This is a genomic window from Azospirillum tabaci, assembly GCF_014596085.1.
Lineage (GTDB): Bacteria > Pseudomonadota > Alphaproteobacteria > Azospirillales > Azospirillaceae > Azospirillum > Azospirillum tabaci.
The window spans coordinates 41,366-51,307 of the sequence record NZ_JACCJY010000041.1 but is presented as its reverse complement, the minus strand read 5'-3'; the positions used below and the strand labels follow the sequence as shown (position 1 = coordinate 51,307).

The 9,942-nt window shown below is 63.3% G+C and carries 13 protein-coding genes and 2 pseudogenes; 9 read left to right on the top strand and 6 right to left on the bottom strand.

Annotated features, from left to right (window positions below; all coding sequences use genetic code 11):
• The 4 genes and pseudogenes from H0B54_RS30590 to H0B54_RS26730 form a co-directional block, all read left to right on the top strand.
• A pseudogene (locus tag H0B54_RS30590) lies at window positions 1-362 on the top strand (IS701 family transposase); the annotation flags it as partial.
• A gap of 105 nt (window positions 363-467) precedes the next feature.
• Entirely contained in the window at window positions 468-722 is a 255-nt protein-coding gene (locus tag H0B54_RS26740) for a type II toxin-antitoxin system RelE/ParE family toxin (protein ID WP_188262855.1), read from the top strand.
• Window positions 722-1,033 carry a HigA family addiction module antitoxin gene (locus tag H0B54_RS26735; protein WP_188262849.1) on the top strand — a complete coding sequence of 104 codons (312 nt, stop codon included), beginning with the start codon at window positions 722-724 and terminating at the stop codon, window positions 1,031-1,033. Before H0B54_RS26740 ends, H0B54_RS26735 begins: the two co-directional genes overlap by 1 nt.
• Before the next feature lie 102 nt (window positions 1,034-1,135).
• Window positions 1,136-1,399: a hypothetical protein gene (locus tag H0B54_RS26730; RefSeq protein ID WP_188262856.1), complete on the top strand. Its 264-nt coding sequence runs from the start codon at window positions 1,136-1,138 to the stop codon at window positions 1,397-1,399.
• Between the two features lie 4 nt (window positions 1,400-1,403).
• Here the strand turns inward: H0B54_RS26730 and H0B54_RS26725 are convergent.
• Window positions 1,404-1,730 (bottom strand): annotated as a pseudogene (locus H0B54_RS26725) (transposase); the annotation flags it as partial.
• A 284-nt stretch (window positions 1,731-2,014) separates the two neighbouring features.
• On the opposite strand from H0B54_RS26725, the gene H0B54_RS26720 reads away from it, so the two are divergent.
• Window positions 2,015-2,593, top strand: a complete 579-nt coding sequence (locus tag H0B54_RS26720; RefSeq protein WP_188262847.1) for a TetR/AcrR family transcriptional regulator — start codon at window positions 2,015-2,017, stop codon at window positions 2,591-2,593.
• A 137-nt stretch (window positions 2,594-2,730) separates the two neighbouring features.
• Window positions 2,731-3,219: a hypothetical protein gene (locus H0B54_RS26715; RefSeq protein WP_188262846.1), complete on the top strand. Its 489-nt coding sequence runs from the start codon at window positions 2,731-2,733 to the stop codon at window positions 3,217-3,219.
• Between the two features lie 4 nt (window positions 3,220-3,223).
• On the opposite strand, the gene H0B54_RS26710 is transcribed toward H0B54_RS26715, so the two are convergent.
• From H0B54_RS26710 to H0B54_RS26690, 5 genes are all read right to left on the bottom strand, one after another.
• On the bottom strand, window positions 3,224-3,682 hold the full coding sequence (locus tag H0B54_RS26710; RefSeq protein WP_188262845.1) for a hypothetical protein: 459 nt from the start codon (window positions 3,680-3,682) through the stop codon (window positions 3,224-3,226).
• Between the two features lie 172 nt (window positions 3,683-3,854).
• Entirely contained in the window at window positions 3,855-4,385 is a 531-nt protein-coding gene (locus H0B54_RS26705) for a VOC family protein (RefSeq protein ID WP_188262844.1), read from the bottom strand.
• A gap of 101 nt (window positions 4,386-4,486) precedes the next feature.
• Window positions 4,487-5,335, bottom strand: a complete 849-nt coding sequence (locus H0B54_RS26700) for an alpha/beta fold hydrolase (RefSeq protein ID WP_188262843.1) — start codon at window positions 5,333-5,335, stop codon at window positions 4,487-4,489.
• Between the two features lie 50 nt (window positions 5,336-5,385).
• On the bottom strand, window positions 5,386-6,210 hold the full coding sequence (locus H0B54_RS26695; RefSeq protein ID WP_188262842.1) for an oxidoreductase: 825 nt from the start codon (window positions 6,208-6,210) through the stop codon (window positions 5,386-5,388).
• A complete protein-coding gene (locus tag H0B54_RS26690; protein WP_246472840.1) occupies window positions 6,210-7,367 on the bottom strand; it encodes an NAD(P)-dependent oxidoreductase in 1,158 nt (385 codons plus the stop codon). The genes H0B54_RS26695 and H0B54_RS26690 overlap by 1 nt, the downstream gene beginning before the upstream one ends.
• A gap of 266 nt (window positions 7,368-7,633) precedes the next feature.
• Here H0B54_RS26690 and H0B54_RS26685 point away from each other — a divergent pair, with 266 nt between their 5' ends.
• From H0B54_RS26685 to H0B54_RS26675, 3 genes are all read left to right on the top strand, one after another.
• Complete coding sequence (locus H0B54_RS26685) at window positions 7,634-8,494, top strand: LysR family transcriptional regulator (protein ID WP_188262841.1); 861 nt, start codon at window positions 7,634-7,636, stop codon at window positions 8,492-8,494.
• A 117-nt stretch (window positions 8,495-8,611) separates the two neighbouring features.
• On the top strand, window positions 8,612-8,938 hold the full coding sequence (locus H0B54_RS26680) for a COG3415 family protein (protein ID WP_188262840.1): 327 nt from the start codon (window positions 8,612-8,614) through the stop codon (window positions 8,936-8,938).
• Complete coding sequence (locus H0B54_RS26675; protein WP_188262853.1) at window positions 8,908-9,711, top strand: IS630 family transposase; 804 nt, start codon at window positions 8,908-8,910, stop codon at window positions 9,709-9,711. Before H0B54_RS26680 ends, H0B54_RS26675 begins: the two co-directional genes overlap by 31 nt.
• Window positions 9,712-9,942: the final 231 nt, after the last annotated feature.

Genomic DNA, 9,942 nt, shown 5'->3' with positions numbered 1-9,942 from the left:
TCCGCCGCAACCGCAAGGACCACGCCGACAAGGCTTACTACGTCACCTTCGGGCCGATGGAAACCACCTTGACAGATCTGGCGCGGGTGGCTGACCGGCGGTGGGCGATCGAGGAATGCTTCGAGATCGCCAAGCAGGATTGCGGATTGGCCGATTACGAGGTCCGCAGCTGGCACGGCTGGTACCGGCACATCACCCTCTCGATGCTGGCGCTCACTTTTCTCGCCGCCATGCGCCGGCGGCTCAACACGGCAAGGGGGGCGGCAGCCGCGCGCCATTCGAGCCGATTGCCTACAGCATGCCGGAGATCCGCCACCTCATCACCGCCCTCCAAAGGCAGTGTCCACCCGGGCTCGCTCTGATCCTCGGTTGGTCGGTGTGGCGGCGAACCCATCAGGCCGTCGCCCGTGCGTTTCACTGGGGCCGCCAGCTTATGACCAAGCAACCTCAACTGTAGGACTAAGGCGCTGCGGCGTTGTTTCGAAACCGGCAAAGCCGACAAGCTGCCGGTCCAGGGTGCCGCCGTTGCCCGTGTCGGCCGCATCCTGCTGGCATTGAATGTTGCGACCAAGCCTGAGGACATGAACCTTCCCGGCTATCACTTCCACGGCCTGCAAGGGACGCCACAGCGCTGGTCGGTGCGGGTCACCGCCAACTACCGCATCACCTTTGCCTGGGACGCCCCGGGCGCCATCGACGTCGACCTGGAGGACTATCACTGATGACCGCCACCACTCTGAAGCGGGGCCTCGCCCCGATGCACCCCGGCGCCCTGCTGCGCGAGGACGTGCTGCCGGCGCTCGACCGTCCGGTGTCCGACGTCGCCAAGCTGCTGAAGGTCTCCCGACAGACCTTGCACGCCATCCTACGCGAAGAGGCGCCGGTGACCCCAGCCATGGCGCTGCGCCTGGGCAAGCTGTGCGGCAACGGGCCGGATCTTTGGGTCAACCTCCAGGCCCGCTATAATCTGGCCCGCCTCGCCACCGAATTGGAGGACGAGTTGGCCACCATCCCCACCCTCAACGCCGCCTGACGCTGAAACGAGGGTTGGCGGACACACCATGGATCAGTTTCGGCTGTCCGCTTCAGCAGAAGCTGATTCAAGCTGCAGCGGAAATGGGCGGGCTCGCCCGTCATGGTGCTGTCGCGAAAAGGCGCGATGATGGCTGAGGAGATGAGCGCGGAATACCGAGGCTGGCATATCAACTACGGCGCCAGCGGCTACACCACCGCGCCCATGGTCGGCGGGTGGGGCTTCGGAGAGATCGACGTCGATATGTACGAGATCGACGCCGACATGGAGTTCACCAGTTCGGCCGCCGCCCTGCGGCATGCAGAGGCGGCCATTGACCGTTGGTGGGATGATCGTGACGCCGAGGCCGGCGGCAACCTGTCGTGAAAGGGCGGCTCAGGGTCGTGTGGTCGGGCACCGGAAGATCGAGCCCAAGCAGCTCCAGTAGAGACCAAAGCAGCCCCTCAGTCCGGCGGAGCGGTTGGTGGAACACCACGCGGACCAGGAGGGCGGTTTCTATGGCGAGGTCCGCGTAACGTGCCTGACCACCCGGGGTGGTCCGAGGAGCCGCCCGCCAGCCGGCAAGCGCGGCCTCATCGATCCAGAAGGTCAGGCTGCCGCGGCAGCGCAGCCCCGCTTCATACGAGGACCAATTCGTCACCGTGAACCGCATCTTGGGGATGCGGTGGCGATGGGCAGCGTTGTGCTTGAAGGGCATGGCGGGCGTGGTGGTCAGGGCAACGGGGCCGCCCTTCTACACGGCGCGTTCGCCCCCGCCAACCGGTCCGGCTGGCCTCCGTGCACCAACACTGGGACCATGGCCTACGGCATCAGCACTATCCATGCAACAGCCCGACCTGGGGAGCAGATTTGCGTCTCATCCCGCTACCATACTTGGTGCACCTCCGGCTCGCCACACCCACGGTTTACGTGGCGATACCCTTTGATATGCGGACATCACGTTTGCGTTGACGAACTCCCTACTAGTTGGTAGATAAAGATATGAGGAACACATCGACCAGAGCCGACGACATCCTAAGCTGTGCGCGCACCCTGATCGCCAGGGGCGGCTACAACAGCTTCAGCTACGCCGACATCTCCAAGGTCGTCGGCATCCGCACCGCGAGCATCCACCACCATTTCCCCGGCAAGGCGGATCTGGTCCGCGTGCTGGTTGCGCAATACCGGCAGGAGGTCGAGGCCGGGCTTGCCGAGCTGGAGCGGAACGTCGCCGATCCGCTCGAGCAGCTTCGCGCCTATCTCGGCTATTGGGAGGGGTGCTTCGCCGACACGACCGACCCGTTCTGCGTCTGCGCGCTCCTGGCGGGCGAGAGTCCGGTACTTCCCGAAGCGGTCGCTCTCGAAGTGCGGGCGCATTTCCGCAAGCTCGCAGACTGGCTCACCTCCGTCTTTGAGCGAGGCGCCGCACAAGGCCGTCTCCGGCTGGTCGGAACCGCCAGGAGCGATGCCGAACTGTTCATGGCCGGCGTGCATGGCGCGATGCTATCCGCTCGCGCCTATGGCGACGCCACGACCTTCGGAGCGATAGCCCGTCCTTTGCTGCAACGAATCGTCGCTTGAAGCCGGCACTTCGCCCGGAGAATGCACGCATGCCTGTTTCACCTACCGACTGATAGGTAGAAATGGCGGCCTATGACGGCGTTGCCGAGTTGCCTGCTTTGCCGCTCTGCCCCACTGGATAAGGAAGGAAATCCCTCATGTTCGGAATTTCTCCGCTTGGCTGGGCCCATACGCTCGGCAGCCTGCCGGCCATTCCCATGGCCTTCTATATGTTTGCCCGCCATGGCCGGATCGTTCCCCGGTCCAAGGCAGGCGCCGTCTATCTCGTTTCCATGCTGATCGGCGCTTCGACGGTCTTCCTCGTGGCGCATCAGCCGGTCAGCAACGTCATCGGCGCCGTGACGATCCTCCTCCTGTTTGCGGGCTATGGGGTCAAGGGAGTTCTCGGGGCGGGGCGCTCGGCCGAATACATCGAGATCGTTTGTCTGAGCGTGAGCACGTTTCTTCTGATGGTGCCGACCGTCAGCGAAATCCTGCGCCGTTTTCCGGACGGCCACCCTTTGGTGACTGACCTGAAGTCGCCGCTGCTCCTTGGCGCCCAGGGCAGCTTGGCGGTTATCCTGGTGGTTGGCCTGACTGCCCAGCTCCTCCACTTGGCAAGGCAGGGTAGGGCGGCCGCGAAGTAGGAGGCTAACGGAAAACCCAGTCGCCCCGTGAGGAGGCTCGAGCTCTCGATGTCCGCGTATCAACGGGTATCCAACGCAATACGGTAAAGCGCAGTTGGGTAGCTGCGGGCTCCCTCCTGGCCTCACCCAAGTTAATGGGACAATGTCCTGCCGATATTGTTACGATGACGGCGCGGGCGGCGAGACGCCAGCCGGATGTCTGTTCGGTCATGCGAGAAAATCCTGTTCGTTGTCTTGCATGTTCTCCGTCCGCCATTGTCAGCGATGCGTGTGTGGATTCCTCCCGCTCGGCGGTGAACGGTGACTTCGCGCTGACCTCTGCCTCGCGCAGCCAGCCATCGAATGGGTTGGGCAACGTGCCCTTCACCGTCTCGCGGAAACGGGTAATGAGATCGGCGGCCGTCGCGATCGACGGAGAGCGCTCCCGCAACGCCCGGACAAAGCGGCGGTCCTCGTCGGTCAATTTGTCGGGATCGCCAGCCAGGAGCCGAACCGCATGCCGGGGCGTCGGAGGTTCGGACCGCTTCGCCGACACCGGTTTATCCGAGGCGCCCCTTGGTTCGGCGGGCGCATCCTGTCGCCGGCGCCGGTTTCCCTAATCCCGCACGGCGCTGTACTGTCCGATCGCGCCCTGCTCAGTCCTCGTCCTGCCACCTGCGCAGATCAGTCTGGTCATGATAGGCCATGCGGTCCGGCGTGGTGATGAATTCCATCGTCGTGCCCCAGGGCATGCGGCAGTAGCAGACCTTGTTTCCAGGACCTTTCTCGGTTGCATAGGGAATAGCGCGCGGCGCGGTAAGGGGTGTGCCTCCAGCCTTCTCGAAGCGCTCGACTGATGCGTCGATGTCGTCGGTGTAGAGAGCGAAGTGCGTGATGCCGAAGTCGCTCGCCCGGATCGGCTGGGCTTGCTCGGGGCCGTGCATTTCGAAGAGCTCGATATCGGGTCCGGTTCCGATCTTGACCATCGCCTGCGCACGCACAACCGTTCCGGGGAAAGCGCCGACGGCCCGCTCGAATTCGGGTCCCTGCCGCGGCGGATCCTGCGGTCCGAAGGATTGGTAGATCACCTGGCCGTCAAAAGCTTCCACCAGGAACGATTTTGCCGCTTCAATGTCGGGCACCGTAATGCCGATATGATTGACGCCGCGAATGAGGGGTGCGGTCATGACAGTCTCCTTGATTTTGTCGATCCATCGCGGCCGCTTCGGGTGCAATTCGCACGCAGCGTCGCGATCCGTTCGGCCCGCGACGGCGCGGGCGCAGAGTTTCAGTTGGCCTTGAGGAAATCGATCAGGGCGGCCGCGACTTCATTGGGCCGCTCATCCGCGACATAGTGGCTGCACCGCGCGATCGAGCCACCTGTCACGTTCCTGGCAAACTCTTTGAGCATCGGCACCATCTGCGCACCGAACCGCTGGTCCCCACCCAGACCGAGCACCGGTATCCCGAGGGGGTGCTTCTTGTACTCGAGAGCCGCCGCATGATCGGCGGCGAGGGTGCGATACCATTCCATGCCGCCGCGCGTGCGGCCAGGAAGAGCCATCGCCTTCGCGTAGATCTCGATGTCCGCCGGATTGAAGGTGTTGTGATCGTAGAAACGCTCTGCCATGAAGGTCGAAACATAGTCATATTCACGGCCATGGATCAGGCGCTCGGGTAGATCCCGGTTCATATGGAAGCTGAAGTGCCAGAGCCCCGCGGTCGTCGCCTCCCATCCGGTCCAGCCGGGGAGCGGTACGTCGAGGACGGCCAGGTGGGTGACAGCCTCCCGGTGGATGGCGGCTTGCGGCAAGGCGACCATTCCGCCGATGTCATGCCCGCACACGGCATAGCGTTCATGCCCAAGGGCAATCATGACCTCGTGCGCGTCGCGCGCCATCGTCGCCTTGTCATAGCCGTCGAGCGGGCAGTCGGAAAAGCCCGCGCCGCGCAGATCGATGGCCACCACGCTGAGATGCTCGGCCAGCAGCGGCATCACATTGTGCCATTCCCACCATGTTTCCGGCCAGCCGTGAAGCAGAAGGATCGGCGGGCCCGAGCCTCCCGTGATAGCGTTGATCTTGATGCCATTCACCGGCACCAGCTGCTGGGTAAACCCCTTCAAAGTTGCGATCATGATCGCTTTCCGGTCGATGTTGACGCTTGAACAAAGCTCGCGGCCAGCGCTCAGTGCTGATCAAAGTCGGTGGCGATCGAGATGTCGCGCCAAGCGTCGATATCGTTGCGGAACGCAGCCAGCTTTCGTTCGGCGATCGCGTGCGCGATGGGACCGAGTGGCAAATGAAGCGGGGCGTCATCGGCGTCGACTGCCTGCAGGATCACCGTGATCGCCTTGTCGGGATCGCCCGCCTGATTGCCGTTGTTGGTTTCGCGATAGTGCTTGCGCGAGCTCGCGGCGTATTCCGGCATCTCGTTGGCCGCCATCCTGATCGAACGGCCAAGGAAATCGGTGCGAAACGGCCCAGGCTCGACAATCAGCACGCGGATGCCGAACGGCTCCAACTCGCTGGCGAGCGCTTCGGAAATCCCTTCCACGGCGAACTTGGCGGCGTTGTAATAACCTCCGCCGCCGCTGCCCGCGATGCCGGCGCCTGACGACATGTTGACGATCGTTCCGCCCGAACGTCGCAGGACGGGCAGGGCGGCTCTGGTGGTTTCGATCAGACCGAAGACATTCACCTCGAACATCGGCCGATATTCTTCGGGCGTGCCTTCCTCGATCGCGCCGAACAGTCCGTAGCCGGCATTGTTCACGAGCACGTCAAACCCGCCGAATGTCTCGACCGCCTTTGCGACCGCCGCCTTGGCTGCCGCCGCATCCGTCACGTCCAGCGGCAAGGTGATCATACGGCCGCCGAAAGGCTCGGCCATTTCATCGATCGTTTTGACATCGCGGGCTGTCGCGATGACCTGATCGCCGCGTTGTGCCGCGGCGAGCGCGAGGCGCTGTCCGAAGCCACTCGAGCAGCCGGTGATGAGCCAAGTCTTCATTATTTTTTCTCCGAGTTGCTTTCAGACGACGCCAAGCTGTCGCCGTCGCGAACCGTCATGTCGGCCATGATCGACCAATCCTTCTTCCCAAAGCCCGCCGAGACAGCTTTGCTGAGCCCCTCGCGGACAGCATCGAGCATTGGGAGCGTGCGTCCGATCTCGTTGCTGGCCTCAGTCGCGAGACGCATGTCCTTAAGCGCGAGCTCGGCTTTAAAACCCGGCTCGAATGATCGTTCCGTGATCTGCGCGCTGTAGCTCTCATAGGCGCGCCCCGAGAAAAGGGTGCCCAGGATGAGTTCAAAGAAATCCGCACGGTCGATGCCGACACTCTCGGTCAGCACGACACCCTCAGCCATCGCCTCGATAGCCATGGCGATCATCATATTGCAGGCGAGCTTCGCCGTATTCGCCCGAGCGGGGCTCTCCCCCAACTTCCAGACCTTTTTGCTGAGTGAAGCGAGCAGCGGTTCGACCGCGGCGACGGCATCGGCCTTCCCGGCCGCCAGGATGTTAAGCTGGCCACTCGCCGCTACGTTCGGTCGCCCGAGGACCGGTGCGGACACATAGCCAAGGCCTGCCTCTTCGTGCAGCAGTTCCAGTTCCCGCGCGAAGGCGACCGAGATCGTCGATGTGACGACATGGGTCAGCCCTGGTCGCGCGCTTGCCAGCAGGCCGGCATCAAGGATCACCTCCCGAATGGCAGGGTCGTCGGATAGCATCGTGAAGACCGTGTCAGCCTGGAATGCATCCGCCGCGCGCTTGACCAGCGTTACCCTGGGAATGCTATCTTGCGCGACCCTGCTGCGGTTCCAGGCCCGCACGTCATTGCCTGCCTTCACCAGATTCAGGGCCATTGCCGAGCCCATATTGCCGAGACCGACAAACCCGATCTGCATGTTCTTTCTCCTGTTGTTCGGATGAGGGCCGTGTGCGGGATCGGACGCAGGCTGCCAGGCGATCGTGAGGCCGAGACCTGCGCCGACGATTTGGCTGGTGGCGATGCAGAGGAGAGCCCCAACGAAGGCGTGAGCAAGTTGGCCAGCATCGGCGCACGCCCCGCAGAGCGCATTGAGGGCACCGCCGATCGCTGCGACGCGCCGGGGCGCAGACCTGGAGAGATCAGCGGTTCTCAGAATCGACAGGCATGGCTGGATCATCGTCGAGGTCCTCATTTGCGAGTATCGAGGCGGGCCGCCGCGTTCCGCGACCCATCAGGAAAATCCTCTCTGTTCCGTCCGGACGAGCTTTCCTTGGGCCCCACAGCCAGGGTCACCATTCCTTCACCCAAGCGGCGGCCCGCATGGGTCTGGCGGATCCGCAGCAGGACGCATCTCCAGACGATGAAGGCAATCTAGGTATTTAGATTTGTTCAATAAGTGACATAACTGTACTCTTGGCGTTCAGATTTGTGTGGGTGGTTGTCATGGATTGGAGTGACGTCAGAGTCTTTCTCGCGATTGCGCGATCCGGCACGCTCGGCGCCGCCGCGCGGTCTCTTCAGACAAGCCACCCGACCGTCGGCCGGCGCCTCCGCGCACTTGAGCAGGCGATCGGTCACACGCTCTTCCAGCGCACCGCGGACGGTCTTGTTCTGACCGAAGAGGGCCACGGGATCATCGCGTTGGCGGAGCAGATGGAGGAAAGCGCGCTGGCGATGGAGCGCCGGCTTGCGGGGCAGGAGCAGAACCTCAAAGGCAGTCTGCGCATTTCATCCGCGGACTGGTTCGGGGCCTATGTCTTGCCTCCCATCCTTGCGGATTTCTCCAAAGCCTACCCCAATGTCGACGTCGAGATCCTGACCGGCACGCGCCTGTTCAATCTCGCCCAGCGGGAGGCTGACGTCGCTTTCCGTATCGTTCCGTTCGACACCGCTGACGTTGTTCAGCGACGGCTCTTCCGCCTTGAGTACGGCGTTTACATCGCGGAAGAGGCGCAGGAGCCGAAATATGGCGATGGGACCGGTTTCCGGCTGATCACCCACGACACTTCCACCGGCCATTTCCCTGACATCGCGTGGCTTATCGAGAGTTTCCCCAACGCGAGGCCGGTCCTGCGATCGAACAACCGGAACGTCCAGGGGCGCATGTGCAGGCAAGGCGTCGGAATCGCCGTCCTGCCCCGCGTGGTCGGCAATCAGATCCCGGGTATTCGCAGACTGGACCTGCCGACGCCGCCGCCGGCGCGAGACATCTGGATGGGATATCACCGGGACCTACGGCGTCTTCAGCGTCTTCGTGCGTTCATCTCGACCGTATCGGGCCATCTCGTGAATGCGACCGCATGATGTACGGCCCGAAGATGATTCAAGGTTGCCCGAGAAACTCCAAGATCGCTGCAGTCGTCTGATACGGCCGGCGTTTGAAGGCTTCCAATGAGGCTGTGCCAATCCACCTGATTTGGTATGGGCAGCAAGGTTCACCTGGTTCATCACCTTGGAGCCGATGAGTTGCATCGGCTGTACAAGGCGGCAACAGATGCGACGGAGCGGACGCATCTACAAATCATCTGGCTGCTGACCAGCGGGCGCTCGGCCCAGTTCGGGGCCGAGGTGACGGGGTACACGCCGCGCTGGGTCAGCGTCATCGTGGGACGCTATAACGAGGCCGGGGTTGCGGGGCTGGGTGACCAGCGCCAGTTCAACCCCGGCTCTCAGCGGATGCGGGGCATCCGCCTGCCGCCGCAAGGGACGCCAGACCGCTGCTCGACGAAAACCAGCGACAAAGCCTGAGGACTAGCCTGGCCGATCCACCGCCCGACCGCGGATTGTGGACGGGCCGCTCGGTCGCCCAGTGGATCGCCGGCATGCTCGGACGGCTCGTCTCCCCCCGGCGCGGCACCGACTATCTGGGCCGTCTCGGCTTCACCCGCCAAGTGCCGCGCCCCCGCCACGCCGAAGCCGATCCCTTGGCCCAGGAGGTCTTCAAAGCTCGATTTCGCCGCCGTGTGCAGGCGCTCCAGCAGGAAGACCCGGACACACCCTTGGAGGTGTGGGCAATGGACGAGCATCGCGTCGGGCTCAAGCCGGTGCTCCGCCGGGTGTGGGCGCCGCGCGGCCACCGGCCGGTCGCGCGCGGCCACCAGCGCTTCGAGTGGATGTATCTCGCGGGCTTCGTGCGGCCGAGCACCGGACAGGTGATCTGGTTCCTCGCCGATGGCCTCGATGCGCCCATGTTCGGTGCCATCCTGGACGCCTTTGCCCGCGAGGTCGGAGCCGGGCCCACCAAGAACGTGCTCATCGTCCTCGATGGCGCGGGCTGGCATGTCGCCGGCACGCTGGACATCCCGGAGGGCCTCACGCTGGAGTTCTTACCCCCGTATTCCCCCGAACTGCAGCCCGCCGAGCATCTCTGGCCACTGACTAACGAGACGATCGCCAACACCTACTTCGAGGATCTCGATGCCCTCGATCAAGCACTCGCCGATCGCTGCTGCGGTCTCGCCGATAATCCCGATCGCATTCGAGCCGCGACATGGTTCCACTGGTGGCCGCAATTCGCTTGATTTCCAAGCAATGGAAGCCTTCACGCGCCGTCGGTATCAGTGGGGTCCAGGACACGGTCTGGTTCGCCGTGCTCAGCGACGGTAATTGCGCCGTTTCGCTCCAATCGCAGAATGGCCATACCATTGAACTCCTGCACTGCGCTGTTCAAGACCTACTCACTGACGTGCTCTCAGTCCGTATCGCCCGAACTTCTTGATCTGCGGGAGGGGAAGAGAAGCTGGTAAAATTAT